General features: G+C 71.1%; 20 protein-coding genes. 6 read left to right on the top strand and 14 right to left on the bottom strand.

Annotated features, from left to right (window positions below):
* Positions 1 to 239 precede the first annotated feature (239 nt).
* From BUE16_RS10500 to BUE16_RS10480, 5 genes are all read right to left on the bottom strand, one after another.
* Entirely contained in the window at positions 240 to 1,070 is an 831-nt protein-coding gene (locus tag BUE16_RS10500) for a hypothetical protein (RefSeq protein ID WP_073309385.1), read from the bottom strand.
* A 138-nt stretch (positions 1,071 to 1,208) separates the two neighbouring features.
* A complete protein-coding gene (gene thiC / locus BUE16_RS10495) occupies positions 1,209 to 2,681 on the bottom strand; it encodes a phosphomethylpyrimidine synthase ThiC (protein WP_079991602.1) in 1,473 nt (490 codons plus the stop codon).
* Positions 2,682 to 2,823: 142 nt separating this feature from the next.
* Positions 2,824 to 3,291 carry an aspartate carbamoyltransferase regulatory subunit gene (gene pyrI / locus BUE16_RS10490; RefSeq protein ID WP_073309383.1) on the bottom strand — a complete coding sequence of 156 codons (468 nt, stop codon included), beginning with the start codon at positions 3,289 to 3,291 and terminating at the stop codon, positions 2,824 to 2,826.
* A complete protein-coding gene (gene pyrB, locus BUE16_RS10485; protein WP_073309381.1) occupies positions 3,288 to 4,226 on the bottom strand; it encodes an aspartate carbamoyltransferase in 939 nt (312 codons plus the stop codon). The genes pyrI and pyrB overlap by 4 nt, the downstream gene beginning before the upstream one ends.
* A gap of 126 nt (positions 4,227 to 4,352) precedes the next feature.
* Entirely contained in the window at positions 4,353 to 5,039 is a 687-nt protein-coding gene (locus BUE16_RS10480) for a rubrerythrin family protein (protein WP_073309379.1), read from the bottom strand.
* Positions 5,040 to 5,098: 59 nt separating this feature from the next.
* Here BUE16_RS10480 and BUE16_RS10475 point away from each other — a divergent pair, with 59 nt between their 5' ends.
* Positions 5,099 to 5,413, top strand: a complete 315-nt coding sequence (locus tag BUE16_RS10475; RefSeq protein ID WP_073309377.1) for an ASCH domain-containing protein — start codon at positions 5,099 to 5,101, stop codon at positions 5,411 to 5,413.
* A gap of 9 nt (positions 5,414 to 5,422) precedes the next feature.
* A complete protein-coding gene (locus tag BUE16_RS10470) occupies positions 5,423 to 6,661 on the top strand; it encodes an MBL fold metallo-hydrolase (protein ID WP_073309375.1) in 1,239 nt (412 codons plus the stop codon).
* 146 nt (positions 6,662 to 6,807) lie between these two features.
* Here BUE16_RS10470 and BUE16_RS10465 read toward each other — a convergent pair whose 3' ends face one another.
* The 4 genes from BUE16_RS10465 to BUE16_RS10450 all read right to left on the bottom strand — a co-directional run bounded on the left by BUE16_RS10465 (position 6,808) and on the right by BUE16_RS10450 (position 10,826).
* Positions 6,808 to 7,878, bottom strand: a complete 1,071-nt coding sequence (locus tag BUE16_RS10465; RefSeq protein ID WP_079991601.1) for a sensor histidine kinase — start codon at positions 7,876 to 7,878, stop codon at positions 6,808 to 6,810.
* Positions 7,879 to 7,923: 45 nt separating this feature from the next.
* A complete protein-coding gene (locus BUE16_RS10460; RefSeq protein ID WP_073309371.1) occupies positions 7,924 to 8,259 on the bottom strand; it encodes a 2Fe-2S iron-sulfur cluster-binding protein in 336 nt (111 codons plus the stop codon).
* Positions 8,260 to 8,354: 95 nt separating this feature from the next.
* Entirely contained in the window at positions 8,355 to 9,164 is an 810-nt protein-coding gene (locus BUE16_RS10455; RefSeq protein ID WP_073309370.1) for an enoyl-CoA hydratase/isomerase family protein, read from the bottom strand.
* A 105-nt stretch (positions 9,165 to 9,269) separates the two neighbouring features.
* Positions 9,270 to 10,826 carry a long-chain-fatty-acid--CoA ligase gene (locus BUE16_RS10450; protein WP_073309368.1) on the bottom strand — a complete coding sequence of 519 codons (1,557 nt, stop codon included), beginning with the start codon at positions 10,824 to 10,826 and terminating at the stop codon, positions 9,270 to 9,272.
* A 138-nt stretch (positions 10,827 to 10,964) separates the two neighbouring features.
* Here BUE16_RS10450 and BUE16_RS10445 point away from each other — a divergent pair, with 138 nt between their 5' ends.
* On the top strand, positions 10,965 to 11,477 hold the full coding sequence (locus BUE16_RS10445; protein WP_073309366.1) for a halocyanin domain-containing protein: 513 nt from the start codon (positions 10,965 to 10,967) through the stop codon (positions 11,475 to 11,477).
* Positions 11,478 to 11,516: 39 nt separating this feature from the next.
* Here BUE16_RS10445 and BUE16_RS10440 read toward each other — a convergent pair whose 3' ends face one another.
* On the bottom strand, positions 11,517 to 12,587 hold the full coding sequence (locus BUE16_RS10440; RefSeq protein ID WP_073309364.1) for an enolase C-terminal domain-like protein: 1,071 nt from the start codon (positions 12,585 to 12,587) through the stop codon (positions 11,517 to 11,519).
* Positions 12,584 to 13,531 carry a 1,4-dihydroxy-2-naphthoate polyprenyltransferase gene (locus BUE16_RS10435; protein WP_073309362.1) on the bottom strand — a complete coding sequence of 316 codons (948 nt, stop codon included), beginning with the start codon at positions 13,529 to 13,531 and terminating at the stop codon, positions 12,584 to 12,586. The genes BUE16_RS10440 and BUE16_RS10435 overlap by 4 nt, the downstream gene beginning before the upstream one ends.
* A 93-nt stretch (positions 13,532 to 13,624) precedes the next feature.
* On the opposite strand from BUE16_RS10435, the gene BUE16_RS10430 reads away from it, so the two are divergent.
* Positions 13,625 to 14,170 carry a carboxymuconolactone decarboxylase family protein gene (locus tag BUE16_RS10430; RefSeq protein ID WP_073309360.1) on the top strand — a complete coding sequence of 182 codons (546 nt, stop codon included), beginning with the start codon at positions 13,625 to 13,627 and terminating at the stop codon, positions 14,168 to 14,170.
* Positions 14,171 to 14,375: 205 nt separating this feature from the next.
* On the opposite strand, the gene BUE16_RS10425 is transcribed toward BUE16_RS10430, so the two are convergent.
* Positions 14,376 to 15,317: a 1,4-dihydroxy-2-naphthoyl-CoA synthase gene (locus tag BUE16_RS10425; RefSeq protein ID WP_073309357.1), complete on the bottom strand. Its 942-nt coding sequence runs from the start codon at positions 15,315 to 15,317 to the stop codon at positions 14,376 to 14,378.
* Between the two features lie 116 nt (positions 15,318 to 15,433).
* Here BUE16_RS10425 and BUE16_RS10420 point away from each other — a divergent pair, with 116 nt between their 5' ends.
* On the top strand, positions 15,434 to 15,664 hold the full coding sequence (locus tag BUE16_RS10420) for a hypothetical protein (protein ID WP_073309355.1): 231 nt from the start codon (positions 15,434 to 15,436) through the stop codon (positions 15,662 to 15,664).
* 36 nt (positions 15,665 to 15,700) lie between these two features.
* Here BUE16_RS10420 and menD read toward each other — a convergent pair whose 3' ends face one another.
* Positions 15,701 to 17,503, bottom strand: coding sequence for a 2-succinyl-5-enolpyruvyl-6-hydroxy-3-cyclohexene-1-carboxylic-acid synthase (gene menD, locus BUE16_RS10415; protein WP_073309353.1), 1,803 nt, complete (start codon positions 17,501 to 17,503; stop codon positions 15,701 to 15,703).
* Between the two features lie 143 nt (positions 17,504 to 17,646).
* Here menD and BUE16_RS10410 point away from each other — a divergent pair, with 143 nt between their 5' ends.
* Complete coding sequence (locus BUE16_RS10410; protein ID WP_073309350.1) at positions 17,647 to 17,931, top strand: DUF5789 family protein; 285 nt, start codon at positions 17,647 to 17,649, stop codon at positions 17,929 to 17,931.
* Positions 17,932 to 18,010: 79 nt separating this feature from the next.
* Here BUE16_RS10410 and BUE16_RS10405 read toward each other — a convergent pair whose 3' ends face one another.
* On the bottom strand, positions 18,011 to 18,433 hold the full coding sequence (locus BUE16_RS10405) for a CoA-binding protein (RefSeq protein ID WP_073309348.1): 423 nt from the start codon (positions 18,431 to 18,433) through the stop codon (positions 18,011 to 18,013).
* Positions 18,434 to 18,482 lie beyond the last annotated feature (49 nt).

Below are 18,482 nucleotides of genomic sequence, written 5' to 3'. Positions count from 1 at the left end.
CCGCGACGGGGCGGGCCTCGAGCGGGTCGCGTTCAGTCCTCGCTTTCGACTTCGACTTCGACGGCTTCGGTGTTGGAACTGAACAGGACGTACAGGAGGACGACGACACCGAACAGCACGACGATTTTGGATTTGCCGGACATACCCGATGTTTCAGGCGGCGGGCACTAATCGTTTCCGCCATCGCCGGGGCGCGAGCCGGGCGACCGGACCCCGGGTCCACGAACCGCCGTCACCGGTCACGCCGCTTCCTCGTCGCCGTCGAAGACGTGCACCTCCGCCTCGCAGTCGACACAGGCGAGCACGTCGCGAGTCGGCGTGTCCTCGATTCCCATCGTCCCGCCGCAGCAGCCGTCGTCGACGGTGCGCTCCTCGAGGTCGCCGCCGCAGGCGGGACACTCCGGCGTGAACAGCCGCAGCGGTGTCGTCGCGGGCGCTCGCAGCGACTCCGGCACCCCGACGCGCTCCATCGCGCGCACCGCGGCCACGTCGCCCGTAGCGTTCGTCGGCCGGAGCCAGACGACGCCCTCCTCGCCCTCGACGGAGACGCCGCCGTACCTGCGCTCGCCCTCCGCCTCGAAGGGGACGACCTCGGCGGTCGCAGCGACCAAGTCTCCGGAGTCGGCCGCGCGCAGGTCGGCCAGCTCCTCGCGCCAGGCGGTCTCGAACGCCTCGGAGAGGTACAGCGCGTCGTCGTCCCTCTCGCCCTCCTCGAGCACGCCGTGGTGGAACATCGCGCCGAGCAGCTCCTGCGGGTCGGTGTCGGTGACGAGGTCGTCGGACTCGCGCTGCCGCTCCGACTCGCCGTCGGCGGCGACGTGCCGGAACTGATCCTCTAATCCAAGCGACCGGACGAGCTTCGGGGCGAACTCGGGCGTCCCGGGGACGACGTACCCCCGGAGGTAGATGAGCGCGGCGCCGACCGCGAGCACGGGGACGGCGAGCGAGCGGCGCCGGGCCCCGGCGACCGCGGCGGCGACGGCGACGGCGGCTGCGTTGACAGCGGTACACGGCGCGCACCGGTTTTCGCCGGTGTACTCCGGGCGGCGGAGCGTGTCGATCGGGTCCATGGGCCACAGTGGCGGCCCGACCGGGATAGTGGTTTTCGATGCGACACCGCGGCGGCTCACGGTCCGAGCGCCTCCCCGGATGGCCATGCCGGCGTGTCCTCCCGACCGCGTGTCCCCGGACGGTGTCGAGGTGGTCGGTCAGTCGTCGGCCTCAGGCCGTTCGTCGACCGGGCCCGCCGACCGATCGGCGTCGTCGGAGTCCGCGCCGTCGGGCGGCCATGCGGGCGTGCGGCTCGTGTCGTGGGTGCCCGCTGGCGGGAGGTTCGTCGCGGCCGCCGGCGAGGCGGCCAGGTCGACCTCGTGGTCGGTCCGCTCCATCCCGCCGTCGCGCTCGCGGGCGTCCTGGTCGATCCGCATCGAGCAGAACTCGGCGCCGCACATCGAGCAGAAACGCGCCTCCTTGTAGTTGTCGCCCGGAAGCGTCTGATCGTGGAAGTCACGCGCGCGCTCGGGGTCGAGCGCGAGGTCGAACTGTCGCCGCCAGTCGAACTCGTAGCGGGCCGCCGAGAGGGCGTCGTCCCAGTCGCGCGCGCCGGGGAGCCCGTTCGCCACGTCGGCCGCGTGCGCGGCGATACGGTAGGCGGCCAGTCCGTCGCGGACGTCGTCCGCGTCGGGGAGGCCGAGGTGCTCCTTGGGCGTCACGTAACACAGCATCGCGGCGCCCGCGCGGGCCGCCTCGGTCGCGCCGATGGCCGAGGTGATGTGGTCGTACCCCGGGGCGATGTCTGTGACGAGAGGTCCCAGCACGTAGAAGGGCGCGCCGTCGCACACCTCGCGCTGTCGCTTGACGTTCGCGGCCACCTGGTCCAGCGGGACGTGCCCCGGCCCCTCGACCATGACCTGCACCCCCGCCGACTGTGCCCGGTCGGTCAGTGCTCCGAGTGTCTCCAGCTCGGCGAACTGCGCGGCGTCGGAGGCGTCGGCGACGCTCCCGGGTCGGAGCCCGTCGCCAAGGGAGATCGTCACGTCGTGCTCGCGGAGGACCGCACAGATCTCGTCGAAGGCGACGTACAGCGGGTTCTGCTCGCCGTGTGCCTCCATCCACTCCGCGAGGATCGACCCGCCCCGGGAGACGATCCCCGTGACCCGGCCGTCGGTGAGGGGGAGGTGTTCCATCAGTACGCCCGCGTGGATCGTCATGTAGTCGACGCCCTGTGCGGCCTGTTCGCTGATCACCTCGAGCAGGAGGTCGGTCGTGAGCGCCTCGGGCGAGCCCGCCCGCACCACCGCCTCGTAGATCGGCACGGTCCCGACCGGCACCGGCGAGTGGTCGAGGATCGACCCGCGGATCTCCGCGAGCGGACCGCCCGTCGACAGGTCCATCACCGTGTCCGCGCCGTGATGGACCGCGGTGTGGAGCTTCTCCAACTCGCCGGCCGGGTCGCTCGCGTCCTCGCTCGCGCCGATGTTCGCGTTCACCTTCGTCGCAAAGTCCGCGCCGATCACCATCGGGTCGAGCGCCTCGTGTGCGTGGTTCGTGGGGATCACCGCCTCCCCGTCGGCGACGGCCGCTCGGACCGCTTCGGCCTCTCGGTTCTCCCGTTCGGCGACGCGCTCCATCGACGGCGTCGTCTCGCCGGCCCGCGCCCGTTCGAGCTGCGTTCGTGGCATGTGACTACCTAGTAATACAACCAGTTAATATACTTGACGACGGGTCGCGCTCGCGGGCTCGGAACGCGGGTCGATACGGACGGATACGGACGGGATCGGAACGGAACGCGCGGCCGGCGGGCGTCGGCGGCGGTCGTCGGCGTCAGTGAACCGCCAGGTGGTCGCCGATGTCCTCACGGACGATCTCCCCGCAGAACTCGCAGCGGACACCGTCGTCGACGACCTCGAAGGCGGATTCGACGGGCTCGTCCTGGTTCGTGATGCAGTTGTGGTTCGGGCAGGTGAGCAGGCCGACGACGCGCTCGGGTCGCTCGACGCGCTTCTTCTCGACGACCTCAAACTCCCGGACGATGTTGACCGTCGCCTCCGGCGCGAGCAGCGAGAGCACGTCGACCTCGCCCTGGCTCAGCTCGCGGTCCTCCACCTTCAGGACATCCTTCGTCCCGAGCTTGTCCGAGGGGACGTTCATCCCGATGGAGACGCCGACGCCCTCGCTGCCGTCGATTCCGAGGATCGCGAGGACGTTGAGCGCCTGGCCGCCGGAGATGTGGTCGATGACGGTCCCGTTGCGGATCTTCGAGACGCGGAGTTCCCGCTCCGGGTCGCTCACCGGCCCGCACCTCCGTCGGTCGCGGCGTCCCCGCCGAGGAGCTCGTCCAACAGCGCCATGCGGACCGGGACGCCGTTGTGCGCCTGCGCGAAGTACGCGGCGTGGTCGGTCGCGTCCACGTCGGGGGCGATCTCGTCGACGCGCGGGAGCGGGTGCATCACTGTGAGGTCGTCGCGCGCACGCTCCAGCGTTCCGGCGTCGATCTGGTACTCGCCGGCGACCTGCTGGTACTCGTTCTCGTCGGGGAAACGCTCACGCTGGATGCGCGTGACGTACAGCACGTCCAACTCACTGAGCACGTCGTCGAGGTCGGTGTGCTCCCTGAGCCGCGCGCCGGCGTCGTGGAGGTCGAACTGGACCCCGTGCGGGAGTCGCAGCGACTCGGGGCTGATGAAGTGCATCCGCGCGTCGAAGTTGGTGAGCGCCGACGCCAGCGAGTGGACCGTCCGACCGTACTTCAGGTCGCCCATGATCCCGACCGTCAGGTCGTCGAGCCCGGCGCGCTCGCGCATCGTGTACAAGTCGAGCAGGGTCTGGCTGGGGTGTTGTCCGGCGCCGTCGCCCGCGTTGACGACGGGCACGTCGACGAACTGCGAGGCGAGCTTCGCGGCGCCCTCGCTGGGGTGGCGCAACACGATCCCGTCGGCGTACCCCTCGATGACGCGGACGGTGTCGGCCAGCGACTCCCCCTTCTTGACCGACGATGACTCGACGGGTCCCATGTCGACGGTGTCGCCGCCGAGGCGCTTCATGGCGGTGTCGAACGACATCTTCGTGCGCGTGCTCGGCTCGAAGAAACACAGCGCGAGCAGGCGGTCGGCGTGGCGCTCGCCGACGGCTCCCGGGTCGTCGGCGAGGTCGGCCGCGCGGTCCAGGACGGCCTCGATGTCCCCCCGGGTGAGCTGGCCCGCCGAGAGGAGGTGGTCGTGACGCATCACCGAATACGCCGTCGGCGCGTCCCTTCAATCGCTCGGCTCGCCGATCGGGTCGCAGTCGTGCGGTTTTGCACGGGGATGTACCGCGGCCGCGGCGCGGTTTCGAGAATCGTAACGGTGTCGCGATCAACACACCGGCTTCACGTCGATCCCCATCCCCTCCAGGGCGTCTGCGTAGTCGTCGTAGGCGATCTGCACGACGTACTCGGCGACCATCCGCGCGCGCTCCCAGTCGCCGTCGGCGTCACAGCGCTCGTCCAAAAGCGCCAGTCCCCGCTCCAGTTCCGCCTCGGTCTCCGCCCGGAGGTCGCGAAACAGGTCCGCGCGCGCCTCATCGCCCTCGTTGACCAAAAAGGAGACGATCTGGAGGTGCGTCCGGTCGCTGACGAGCCCCCGGCCCACGGCGCCGGCGGCGACGCGCTCGACTGCGTCGTCGCGCGCCCGGAGGTACTCGTGCATCGTGCCGCCGTCGGCCGGGTCGTGATCCTCGCCCATCGCCGAAAGCGAGTCGAGCACGCGCTCGCGGTGGTCGCGCTCGCGCTCGGCGAGCCACTCGAACAGCGCCGCGGCGTCGGCGTCGGCGCCGTCGCGTGCATCTTCGTCACGCGCATCACCGTCGCGTGCGTCGGCCGCCCACCCGGCGAAGGTGGTGTGGGCGGCGTGCTCGGAGTCGGCAGCCGCCCGCAGCACGGCGGCCGGGTCGAGCGTCGCGTCGGTGAGCGCGACGAGCAGTTTGTTCGAGCCCAGCCGCTCCAACTCGGTGGCCTTCGCCGATTCGACCGTCTCGCGAAGGGACTCGGCGTCCGGGTTCATAGCGATCGGTCGCCGAGCGCGGCGTTAACGTTTCCCCCGGTCGACACCAACAGTTCCCCATGGCTCACATCGACGCGTCTGCGATCCTGCCGAACGGACACGTCCAGCGGATGGCCGCGGAGGGCGAGGTCACCCAACTCCACCGCGGGCACGCCTACGCCGAGGAGGGCGACACCTTCGAGATCGACGGGACGACGTTCGAGGTGACCGCGATCGAACACCGAACCCTCGGCGACCTCACGGACGCGGACGCGCGCGCCGAAGGCTCCGAGGATCTGGACGCGTACAGGGACCGGCTCGCCCGCGTCCACGAGGAGTTCGAGTGGGATGACGACAGCGAGGTCGTGAAACACGCGTTCGAGCCGCGGGAGTGAGGCGGGGCCGTGAGCGACACCGACCCGGCCGACGCGGGCTCGCTCGGCGGCGACCCCGGTGGCAAGCTCGGACCGGCCGCGCTCGCGCGCCTGCTGCGCGACGGAGAACCGGTGTCCGTGCTGGACGTACGCGACCGCCCCGAGTACGAGGCGTGGCGCGTCGACGGCGCGAGCGTGACCGCCCGACACGTCCCGCACGTCCGGTTCGTCGCCGCGAACGCCCGGGGCGAGCCGACCGCGCCGCTGCCCGACGACCTCCGGGAGCCGATCGTCGTCGTCTGCGGCCGCGGACGGGCGAGCGCCGAGGTCGCGACGACGCTCGCCGCCGCCGGCGTCGACGCGGTGAACCTCGCGGGGGGCATGGACGCGTGGGCCGAGACGTACCTCGCTGAGCCGCTCGTCAAGCGGGACGGCCTGACCGTGATCCAGTACCAGCGCCCCTCCTCGGGCTGTCTCGCGTACCTCGTCGTCGCGGGCGGGGAGAACGGCCGCGAGGGCACGGATCGCGACGCCCGCGAGGCGCTCGTCGTCGACCCGCTGCGCGCGTTCGCGGAGCGCTACGTCGCCGACGCGGCCGAGTCGGGCGGGAGGCTCGGGTACGCCGTCGACACCCACGTCCACGCCGATCACGTCAGCGGCGTCCGCGCGGTTCGGGAGGCGACCGGCGGCGACGCCGAGGCGGTGCTCCCGGCGGGCGCGACCGAGCGCGGCCTCGCGTTCGAGGCGACGCTGCTGGCCGACGGCGACGCGCTCCGAGTCGGCGACGCCGAGGTGTCGGCGATCCACGCCCCGGGGCACACGAGCGAGTCGACCTGCCTGCGCCTCCACCGCGACGATCCCGCCGCCGGCGACGTGCTGTTCACCGGCGACGCGCTGTTCCTCCGGAGCGTCGGCCGGCCGGACTTGGAGGCTGGCGACGACGGCGCGCGATCTCTCGCCGAGCGGGCGTACGAGACGCTGCACGACCGCCTGCTAGCGCTCCCCGACGACACCGTCGTCGCCCCGGGACACTTCGCCGACCTCGCCGACGCTCGCGGCGACGCCTACGCCGCGCCGTTGTCGGCGCTTCGTGACCTCGACGTGCTCGGACTCGACCGGGCGGCGTTCGTCGACCGCGTCGCGTCGTCGCTCCCGTCGCGCCCGGCCAACATCGAGCGGATCCTCGCAACGAACCTCGGGGTCGAGTCGATGGACGACGAGGAGGCGTTCGAGGCCGAGTTGGGGCCGAACAACTGCGCGGTCGGGTAGGGGGGGACCGAGCGGTCGAGGAGGGGACATCTGACCGAGCGGTCGGGGCGCCGGATTCGGCCGCTCGTCGACTTCGCGGTCGAGTGGATGGACGCGCACCGGTGACGGGACGGCAGTCGAGTGAGGCTTCTCCGCTCCGGCGCTGGTCAAGCCGTCTCGGCGTCGCGCCCCACCGAGCGGAACCGCATCCGCACCCGAACGCCGCACGCGTCGCGGTTTTCGATGTCCAGACTCCCGCCAGAGAGGTCCATCACCCAGTACATCACCCACAGTCCGAGGCCGGTGACATGTCTGAGCGGAGACTCGTGTAACGCTTCGATCGCTTCGATCTCTTCGCGCGGAACGCTCGTCCCGTCATCGACGAGTTCGACGGTCGTCTGGGCCCCGTCGTTGACGACGGACACGGAAATCGAGATGTCATCGTCGTTGTGGGTGACGGCGTTATCGAGCGCCTCCCGAACGGCCACGCTCACCGCCGGGTGTGCGACGACGACCGCGCGATCCGGGATCGTTGCCTCCAGGTCGACTTCGGGGTGCGTGTCGCCGAAGCGACCGACCTCCTCGCGGACGACGGCGGCCAGGTCCGTCTCGACGGTCCCGTCCACGTTCCACAGGTCGGTGAGCGTCTGCGCCTTCTCCGAAAGTCGGTGAACGCGGTTGACGTGGTCGATCACGGTCCGCAAGTCGGACGCGAGCGCCGGATCGTCGGTCGACTCGACGCCAGAGGAGGTGATCCCGCGGATCACGCTCACTTCGTTGCGGATATTGTGCCGGAGCACCCGCTGGAGAACGGTGAGTCGTCCGCTCAACTGGGCTTGTTCGGCGCGTTCGGCGCGCACGCGCTCGACGTAGTAGCCGACGACACCGCCCGCGCTCGATCCGAGGCTCCACCCGATCGAGAGGACGAACCACGCTTCCGTGATCGGCTCGTTGGCCGCAAAGCGCGCGAGCACGTACACCGCCGACAGCACGCCGACGACGAGTCCGGATCCGAGGCTCACGCCCGCGATCCGACTCGCACGCGCCGCGTCGAGACGCTCGCCGGAGACGCGATACGAGACGAACGTCGACACGCCCGCGAACACGAGTAGTATCGACACCTCCGCCGCCTCGACGAGCAGGGAGTCGTTGTCGACTACCAGGTGCAGTATCGCCAGGCCGGGGATGGCTGCCGCCAAGGCCGCGAGAACGCTCCTGGCCCCGCGGTTTTTATCCACAGTATCGCGTTTCGAACCAACCGACGAAACTGTTGTGGTGAAAACTCAGTCGTCGTCTGCGGCCGCGCCGGCGGTCGAGGCGGCGTCGTCCTCGATGCTCGGGGGGTACTTGCCGCGGTCGAGCTTCAGGTCGGACTGCGCGCGCGCCATGCAGGTGAGCGCGTAGTCTTCGGCCTCCTCCTCGGTGAGCGCGCGGGCGACGGCCGCCTGCTGGGCCACCTCGCCCTCGACGATCTCGGCGGTGCACGCCAGACACATCCCGACGCGGCAGGAGTACTCCTGCGCGATGCCCTCCTCGATGCAGGCGTTCAGGATGGTCTGCTTGTCGGACACCTCGATGGTCTCGTCGGTGCCGACGAACTCCACGGTGTACTCGGCCATGCCACCAGTGTTCTCGGGTTCTCCCTTCTACGTTTCGCTCTCCGAGCCGGATGCAGTCGTACGAACGGAGTCGACGAATGCGGACCGTAGCGGCTCTACCGTCCCTCGAACTCCGGCTGACGCTTCTCGGTGAACGCCGACACGCCCTCGGCGTGATCGTGCGTGTCGAAGACGGCCGCCTGTGCGCCCGCCTCGTGTTCGATCGCCTCTCCGAGCGTCGCGAACTCCGAGCGCAGCAGGCGCTTGGAGGTCCGCAGCGCGACCGTCGGTCCGGACGCGATCCGCTCCACCAGCATCGAGAACTGCGCCTCGAACTCCTCGTCCGCGACGGCGTGGTTGACGACGCCCAGCTCCTCTGCGCGCTCGGCACTCAGCAGTTCACCGGTGTAGACGAGCTCCTTCGCGACGTTCTCGCCGACGAGCCGCGGCAGGAGATAGGAGGTGCCCGAGTCGACCGCGAGGCCGACCTCGCGGAAACCGAACCCGATCTGTGCGTCCTCGTGGAGCGCGGTCACGTCGCAGGCGATGGCGAGGTTCGCGCCCGCGCCGAAGGCGGCGCCGTCGACCTTCGCCAGGGTTGGGAACTCGCACTCGTAGAGCCGCTTCACGCACCGGCCGATCTCTTGGATCACGTGCCGGACCGCGTGGTCGACGGGCTCGTCGGACTCCTGGCGCTCGACCATCGAGTCGATGTCGCCGCCGGCGCAGAACGCCGGTCCCTCGCCCTCGACGACGACACAGCGGGTATCGCCGCCCTCCAGAGCGTCGAGGGCGGCTTCGATGCCGTCGGTCATCCCGACCGACAGCGCGTTGCGGCGGTCGGGGTCGTTCAGGAGGACGCGCGCGACGCCGTCGTCGCGTTCGAGTCGAACGAGACCGTCGGAGAACTCCGTCGTGGCTGCCATACCGGGGCGACGGAGGCCCGGGTAATGGCCGTTTCCCCGCCGTTTCCGGGGAGAGTCTGCGAAGACCCTCGCGAACGGCGCCGATCCGCTCCGCTCGCCGCGTCCCTACTCGCCGCGAAGCTCGAACTTCTGGACCTTCCCGGTCGTCGTCCGCGGCAGTTCATCGACGAACTCCACCTCGCGGGGATGCTTGTACTCCGCGAGGTTGTCGAGGCAGAACTGCTTGATCGCCTCGGGCGTCACGTCGGCGCCCGGCTTGGGGACGACAAACGCCTTCACCGTCTCGCCGCGGCGGTCGTCCGGGATGCCGACGACCGCCGCGTCGGCGACCGCCTCGTGCTCGAAGAGCAACTCCTCAACCTCCCGCGGGTAGACGTTGTACCCGGCGGTGTTGATCATGTGCTTCTCGCGGTCGACGATGTAGAAGTAGCCGTCCGCGTCGTGGTAGCCGATGTCGCCGGTGTGGAACCAGCGCTTGCCGTCGTGCTGGGTGAACACCTCCTCGTTCGCCTCCGGGCGGTTGTGGTACCCCTGCATCACGTTCGGCCCGCTGACGACGACCTCGCCCGTGACCTCGTCGAGATCTACCTCGTCCTCGTCGACCGGTCCCTCGTCGACGGGCGGGATCGTCTCGAAGTCGTCGTCGACGATCATCGCCGAGACGCCGGGGAGCGTCTTGCCGATCGAGCCGACGCGGCGGCCCTTCTCGGGCGTGTTGAAGTGCGTGACCGGGCTGGTCTCGGTGAGCCCGTACCCCTCGTAGATCTTTACGTCGAACAGCTCCTCGAAGCGACGCAGCACCTCGACGGGGATGCCGGAGCCGCCGACGCCGCACAGCCGGAGGCTGGAGAGGTCGCGCTCGGCGGCGTCGGGCTGGTTGATCGCGTCGTTGTACATCGCGGGGACGCCGTGCATCAGCGTCAGCTCCTGGGACTCGATGAGGTCGAACGCCTGCTGGGCGTCCCACGCGGGCAGCGGGTAGTACGCCCCGCCGTCGAACAGCGTCGCGTTCATCACGACCGTCATCCCGTAGATGTGGAACAGCGGGAGGACACCCAGCTGCTTGTCGTCGGTGGAGATCCCGTCCGGGACCAACGAGGCGGACATCTCCGCGTTTGACGCGAGGTTGTCGTGGGTGAGCAGCACGCCCTTCGGCGTTCCGGTCGTCCCCGAGGTGTACGGCTGGCAGGCGATGTCGCCGTCAGCGCGGTCGGCGGTCTCGAAGGCGGGGTTGCCGAGGAACTCTTCGAAAGAGACGGTCCCCTCGACCGCCTGGCCGATCGTGACGACGGTGTGTACGTCCGTCTCGTCGCGTACCTCCGCGACGTGTTCCGCTAGATCCGGCAGGGTGACGACCACTTCGGCGCCGGAGTCGGAGAGCATGTGGTCGATCTCACGGGACTTGTACTGCGGGTTCATCGGGACGACGACGCCGCCGGCTCGCAGCGTCCCGTGGAAGCCGATCACGAACTGCGGGAGGTTTGGCAGGTAGATCCCCACCCGCCCGCCGGCCTCGACGCCGGCGTCGGCGAGCCCGGACGCGAACGCCCCCGTCTGCCCCCAAAACTCTCGATAGCTGATATCCGTGCCGTCGTACCAGACTGCGGTCTCGTCAGGGTGCTCCTCGGCGGTCGACGCGACGTTCGTGATGAGGTTTGTCATACCATCGAGTCGGACGGCCGGTCCCGGCTAAAGTCTTTCCCGGTCGTTCACGAAGGTGGACGCGCGCGAGCGGTCCGTGGCGCCGCAGCGCGGCCGCGAGTCGGTGGCGTCATGGCCGTGCGGTGCCGACGGCCATGCATGAGCGATCCGACGACGACCGGACGCGTCCGCGGCCGACCGGCGACGACGCGGCGGCGACTTCTCGCGGCCGTCGGCGCGACCGCGGCGGCGGGCGTCGCCGGCTGCACCGGTGCGAACGGCGACGGCGATGGAGGCGGCGGTGGGGCCGGCGGGGACGCGGGAACCGAGCGGTACGACGGCTGGCTCGCGGATGCGAGCGGCTACGACGGGAGCGTCGCCGACCGGACGGGCGCCGACGAGGCGACGGTGCGAGTCGGCGCCGGCGACGGCTTCGCGTACGACCCGGCGGCGGTCCGCGTCTCCCCGGGAACGACCGTCACCTGGGAATGGACCGGCGCGGGCAGCCGTCACAACGTCGTCGACGAGGACGGTGGCTTCCAGAGCCCGTACTACGCCGCCCAAGGCGCGACGTTCTCCCGCGAGTTTTCCGAGCCGGGCGTAACGAAGTACTACTGCACCCCGCACAGGACCCTCGGCATGGTCGGCGTCGTCGAGGTCGTCGAGGAGTGAGGCGACGGGACGCAACGGGGCGGGAGTCAGACGGGTCACTCACATGACGCCGTCGAACGCGTCGCCGGCCAGCCCCGGCTCGGTCGGAACGTCGACCCGGCCGCCCTCGACGGGGACCGGGTCCGCGGCGAGGAGGTCCGCGGCGAGGAGGTCCCGCGTGCCGAGGCCGTGGGCGCGCTCGTCGCCGCCGGGGAGCGCGGCCGCAACGTGGACCGCCGCCGTCCGCGCGACCGCCGCGTCGACGGTCGTCGTGACGACCGGCGTGACACCGGCGGCCGCGGCCGCACGTCCGGCCGCGAACGCCCGCGAGGGACCGCCCAGCGCCATCGGCTTGAGCACGACCGCGTCTGCGGCGGCGGCCTCGATCACCTCGCCGACGCCGTACCGCGTCAGCGACTCGTCGAGCGCGACGGGCGCGCCCGCGCCGCGGAGGGAGGCGAGCCCCGCGAGGTCTGCGGCGGGCAGCGGCTGTTCGACGTACTCGACGAGGCCATCGAGTGCCTGGAGCGCCTCGCGCGCGGTCGCACGACCCCAGGCGCCGTTGGCGTCGGCCCGGAGCGCGACCGCCTCGTCGCCTTCGAGAGGGCTCACCGCGTCCGCGACCGTGCGGACCCGCTCGACGTCCTCCGCGACCGACCTCGCGCCGATCTTCAGTTTCACCGTGCGGTAGCCGGACTCGACCGCGGCCTCCGCGGCGGCGACGGTGTCGGCGACGGACGCGTCGCCGACGGTCGCGTTCGCGGGGATCGAGGCGGCGGCGCCGTCACCGTCGTCACCGCCCGCGCCCGCCGGCTCGCGGGCCAGCGTCGCCGCGACCGGCCGACGCGCCCGCCGCGCGAACGCGTCGCGGTACCCCAGCGTGACCGCGTGGCGCGCGGCGGGCGTCGCTGCGACCGGCGGGGTTCCCTCGTCGCGGGCGCGTTCGAGCGCCGCGCGACAGTCGGCGAGCGACTCGGTCCACCCCGGCAGCGGCGTCGCCTCGCCGACGCCGGTCTCGCCGCCGAGGTCGACCCGGACGAGCAGTCCTTCCCTGGCCTCGATGTCGCCCGCGGCCGTCGCCAGCGGCGCCGCGAGGTCGAGCGAGAACTCCCGGAGGGCGACGACGCTCACAGCGCCAGCCCGAGGGCGAACAGCGCCGCGAACGCGGCGAGCAGCTTCCCGGTCCGCTCCAGCGCGGGGTTGAGGGCGTCGCCCGCCGTCTCCGTGAGGACAGTCCACGTGAGCGGGACGGCGAGCGGGAACGTCGCCAACGGCAGCAACACGGTGAGGTCACCGGTGGAGGCGGCGAACACCGGTGGGATCGCGTACGCCATCGCGAGCAGGAGGACGAACTGCGCCCGCGAGAAGCCGTAGCCGAACCGGACCGTGAGCGTGTTCTTGTCCGCCTCGGCGTCTTCCTCTCTGTCCCTGAGGTTGTTGACGACGAGGATGTCTGTCGAGATGGCGGCGATCGGCAGCGAGGCGACGAGCGCGGCGACGGGGACCAGCTCCGCGCGCGGGACGAGCGTGAGGAACTCGACGCCCAGCGCGGCGGCCGCCTGCACGTAATAAGTGCCCGTGACGGCGACGAGGCCGAAGAAGACGAACACGAACACGTCGCCCAGGCCGTGGTACGCGAGCGGGTACGGCCCGCCGGTGTAGGCGACCCCCATCGCCACCGAGACGAGCCCAACGATCATGATCGGCACCCCGGCGACGGCGACGAGGTACGCGCCGACGAGGATCGCCGCGAGGAACGCGAGCCACATCGCGCGCTTCACCTCGGCGGGGTCGATGAGCCCGCCCGCCGTCACTCGGGTGAATCCCTCGCGGTCGGCGGTGTCGGCGCCTCGCTCGGCGTCGTAGTAGTCGTTCGCGAAGTTCGTCCCGATCTGGATCAGGGCCGCGCCGACCAGCGCCACGAGCGCCGGCAGGGGCGCGAACACGCCGTCGCGGACGGCCAGTCCGGTTCCAACGAGGACGGGCGCCAGCGCCGCCGGCATCGTCTGCGGGCGCGCCGCGATCACCCACGCCCGGCGTCTGGAGATGTCCGGCTGACTCGTCTCCGTGCTCATTGGCGGGGACTGGGGCGGACGGGGCAAGAAGGGTGGGCTTCCCGGTCCCTCACCGGTGCGAGCGGTTTTGTCCCCCGCCGCCGACCGACGGCCATGGCCCGCGTTCCGTACGTCGACCCGGAGGACCTGCCCGAGGAGTACCGCGACCTCGTCGTCTCGAAGCTTCAGGGACGCCCCGTGAACGTCTACGCCGCCCTCGGCAACAACCCGGAGGTGCTGGCGGGGACCCGCGCGTTCCTCTCGTCGCTGTGGGAGTCCAGCGGCCTCGATGAGCGCGAGCGGGAACTCGTGATCCTGCTCGCCTCCGCCGAGAACGGCTGTCGCTACGAGTGGCACCAGCACGTCCGGATCGGCCGCGAGGCCGACGTCGCCGACGACGAGATGGCCGCCATCGCCGACGGCGACTTCGACGCGTTTGGGGACGACGAGGCGCTGCTGCTGCGGTACGCCCACGCCGCACTCGGCCGCGAGGTCGACGACGCGCTCCACGACGAGTTCGTCGCCGCCCGCGACGACTCGACGGCTGTCGGCGTCGCGTCGCTGGCGAACGGCTACACGGCGCTGGCGGGCGTCCTCGACGCGCTCGACGTGGAATTGGAGGGGGGCGACGAGTTCGCGGGGTGGGATCCGCGGGAGTAGGTACCGGTAGCGGTGCTGTCGCGGAGGCGGTAGCGGTGCTGTCGCGGAGGCGGTAGCGGTGCTGTCGCGGAGGCGGTGTGGAAAGCACCAGTAATTGTACCGCGAGCGAGGCCGGAGGCCGAGCGAGCGGCCTTTTGTCATGAACGGGTTTTGGCGGGGGTCGAGCGCGCCGGAGGCTCGCGAGGCCCCCGTGAAAAGCGGTTCGTTAGTAGTGCCAGGGGTACCCGGAGAAGTCCGGCTCCCTGCCTTCGAGGAACGCGTCCCGCCCCTCCTGCGCCTCCGGCGTCATGTACGCGAGTCTGGTCGCCTCGCCAGCGAACACCTGCTGGCCGACCATGCCGTCGTCGGTCATATTGAACGCGTACTTCAGCATCCGCATCGCCGTCGGCGACTTGCTCGTCATCTCGTCGGCCCACTCCAGCGCCACGTCCTCCAGTTCCTCGTGCGGGATCGCCTCGTTGGCCATCCCCATGTCGACGGCTTCCTCGGCGGAGTAGGTCTTCCCGCGGAAGAACACCTCCCGCGCCTTCTTCTGGCCGACCTGCTTCGCGAGGTACGCCGAGCCGAAGCCGCCGTCGAAGCTCGCCACGTCCGGGTCCGTCTGGAGGAACTTCGCGTGCTCGTCGCTGGCGAGCGTGAGGTCGCAGACCACGTGCAGGGAGTGGCCGCCGCCGACGGCCCACCCCGGCACGACCGCGACGACGGGCTTGGGCATGAACCGGATGAGCCGCTGGACCTCCAGAATGTGCAGGCGGCCCGCCTTCGCCTCCTGAACCAGTTCGTCGTCGGACTCGTCGGCCTCGTCGTCGTCGCGGTACTCGTACCCCGACTCGCCGCGCACGGACTGGTCGCCGCCCGAGCAGAACGCCCAGCCGCCGTCCCTCGAGGAGGGGCCGTTCCCGGTGAGGAGGACACAGCCGATGTCGGCGCGCTTGCGGGCGTCGTCGAGCGCGGCGTACAGTTCGTCGACCGTGCCCGGCCGGAACGCGTTCCGTTTCTCCGGGCGGTCGAAGGCGACGCGGACGGTCGGCGAGTCGACCGCGCGGTGATAGGTGATGTCGTCGAACTCGTCGCTGCCGTCGACCGGCTCCCAGCGGTCGGGGTCGAATATCTCCGAGACGGCGGTCGGGTCGTCTGCGTCGCTCATACCGGATGCGCGGCACGAACGCGCAAAAAGGTGCGCGTGTCGCCGGCGGCGACGCCGCGCTTCGGTTCGCTCGCTCCCCACAAGAGCCATGTCGGCTGGAGTGAACTCCGGGAACGATGCCCTCCAGACGCGACGCGCTCGGCCTCTGTGGCGGCGCGCTTCTCGGGGTCGGACTCGCCGGCTACGTCGGCCCCGAGGGCGGACGCACGAGAACTCCGCGAACCGACGACGGGACCGAGCTGTGGCGGGCGACGATCCCCGGCGACTACCCGCCGACCCCGGCGGCCGGCCCCGACGGCGCGTACGTCGCCACCACCGCGGGCGGCGTCGGGAAGATCGGTCTCTGAGGAAGGCCCGACCCGCTTCGGCGACGGCCCGTCGACTCAGTCCAGGGTTGCGACGCGCCCGGCAACCTCGTCGGCGATGTCCTCGCGAACGCGGTGGCTCGCCGCCGCGTCGCTCGCGACCTCGATCACGTCCGTTCCGGCGCTCGCGACGCTCTCGCGGTACAGGTCGCGAAAGCCCTCCCGGTCGTCGCCGTCGACGCGCGCGAACGAGAGGTCGTACAGGTCCTCGGTCGCCTCGAGGTCGAGGCCGTGGGGCGTCTTGAACTGTCCGGTGAACGGCGGGTCGAACTCCTCGATGGGGAGCATGTGGAAGATGCCGCCGCCGTCGTTGTTGATCAGGACGACCGTCGCGTCCACGTCACAGCGCGCCAGCGCGAGCAGCCCGTTCATGTCGTGGTAGTACGCCAGGTCGCCGGTGACGATCGTCAGGTCGTCCGTCGTCGCTGACCCGGCGCCCAGCGCCGTCGAGACGATGCCGTCGATGCCGGAGGCGCCGCGGTTCCCGAGCATCGTCAGCCCCGTCGCCGCGGGCGCGGCGAACCGGTCGGCGTCGCGCACGGGCATCGAGTTCGAGACGAACACGGTCGACGGCTCGGGCGCCAACTCGGCTACGTCGGCGAGGACGCGCCCCTCGAAGAAGCGGTCCCCGTCGACGGTAGCGTCGACGGCGTCCCAGTGGGCGGCCTCGGCGGCCTCCCAGCGCTCGCGCCACGCGGTGGAGTCGGACGCGCTCCCCGCTCTTGCCCCGCAGCGTTGCCCGACCCGCCGCGAGAGCGCGCCGCACAGCCGCGACGGATCGGCGACGACCAGGTCGGTCGCGGCGAACTCCGCCTCGCGCCAGCCGCCGGCGGGGTCGACGAGCAGCTGGCGCGCGTCGGTGTCCGCGAGGTACTTCCGGAGGGACTTCGAGGTCGGCGAGGCGCCGAAGCGTACCACGACCTCGGGGTGGGGCCACCCGTCGGGCGTGCCCTCAGCGAGGAAGCCGTCGTAGCCGCCGAGGATCGGCGCGACGCGGGCCGAGGAGCCGAAGCGGAGCCCGGAGAGCGGATCCGCAAGCACGGGGAAGCCGGTCGCGTGCGCCAGCGCGGTGACGGCCTGCGGGTCCGGGCCGGGCGGGTCGGCCGGCCCGGCGACGATCAGCCCGCGTTCGACCGAGAGCGCTCGCGCGAGTCGCTCGAGGTCGCGGTCATCCGGCATCGGGTGACCGGCGGTCGTGGAGACGAACGGGTCGCCGTCGCGTCCCTCCGCGGCGAGCGTCGGCAGGTCGTCGGGTACGTCGCCCTCGACCTCCACTGGCTCCAGCGGCTTGCGGAACGGGGCGTTCAGGTGGACCGGCCCCGCGGGGGTCCCCTCCGCGGTCGACACGGCCCGCGCGAGGTCCGTGCGCAGCGACCGGAGCTTCCGGTCGTCGGCCTCCGGCTCCGGGAGGTCCTTGTACCAGCGGACGGCGTCGCCGTACAGCTTCTCCTGATCGACGGTCTGGTTCGCGCCCGAGTCGCGCAGTTCCGGCGGTCGGTCGGCAGTGAGCAGCAGCATCGGCACCCGCGAGTTCGCCGCCTCCATCACCGCGGGGTGGAAGTTCGCGGCGGCGGTGCCGGAGGTGCACACCAGCGGCGTCACCTCGCCGGTTCGCCGGGCGCGGCCGAGCGCGAAGAACGCGGACGCGCGCTCGTCGAGGTGCGAGAACACGTGGATATCGGGGTGCTCTGCGAACGCGACGGTCAGCGGCGTCGAGCGCGACCCGGGGGTGACGCAGACGGCGTCGACGCCCGCCGCCGCGAGCTCGTCGGCGACGACGCGACCCCACAGCGCGTTCCGGTTCGGGGCGTGGGCGGTCATGGCGGCGGCTTCGACCGGCGCCCTGATAAACCGCGCGTCACCGGACCGTCCCGCGACGGTTCCCTCCGGCACTAGACCGGCCGGACGAGATCGACGCGCCGCCGGAAACCAGATACTTCAGGCGCGACCACGTCTTGTGACACATGCAGCTCTCGGAAGCGCGCGAGGCGTTCGACGACCGTCTCTCGTTCCCGGTCGACCGCGAGACCGTCGACGACCGCGTCGGCGATGTCCGGCTGGAGGCACCGAACGGCGAGGACACCACGGTCGGGGCGGTGCTCGAGCGGACCGAGACGACCGAGTTCGCCTCACCAGGGGAGCTTCACGACACCGTGGCCGGCCTCGTAGACGACGCGTTCGTCGGGCGGAAGCGCTACGACGACCGCGGCAACGGGGGCGAGCGACGCGACGACGAGCAGTCGTTCTGACCGACGGCTACACGGAGTGGCGGTCGGTCCGGTGAGTGGACGCACGGGCCGACGGTCGGACGGGGAGGCGTTCCCTCTCCTACCCCATCAGTCGGCCGTGTTCGACCTTCATACAGCGATTCTGCGTCGCGAGCAGACCGGCGTCCTCGGCGCGCGCGAGCGCTTCGTCGTGGGTGATCCCCAACTGGAGCCAGATCGCCCGAACGTCGCTGCGGTCCTCGCGGCGTGCGACCACGTCGTTGACGATGCCGGGCACCTCCTCGCCCGGGCGGAACACGTCGACGAGCTCGACCTCCGATTCCACGTCCGCGAGCGAGTCGTACGCCTCATGGCCGAGGATCTCGTCGGCGTATGGGTTTACGGGGATCACCTCGTAGCCGTGTGCTTGCAGGTACTTCGGGATGTCGTGGGCGGCCTTGCCGGGCGTGCTCGAACAGCCGACGACCGCGACGGGGTCCATCGAGAGCAGTTCGCGCAGGCCGTCGTCGTCGGTGAGCGGCATACTCGGAGATGCGCCGTCTCGGGACAAAAGCGTTCGTGCGCCGACCCCG

Origin of the sequence: Halobaculum gomorrense, assembly GCF_900129775.1 — an archaeon.
GTDB classification, from domain to species: Archaea; Halobacteriota; Halobacteria; order Halobacteriales; family Haloferacaceae; genus Halobaculum; species Halobaculum gomorrense.
This window is presented reverse-complemented; position numbering and strand designations above follow the sequence as displayed.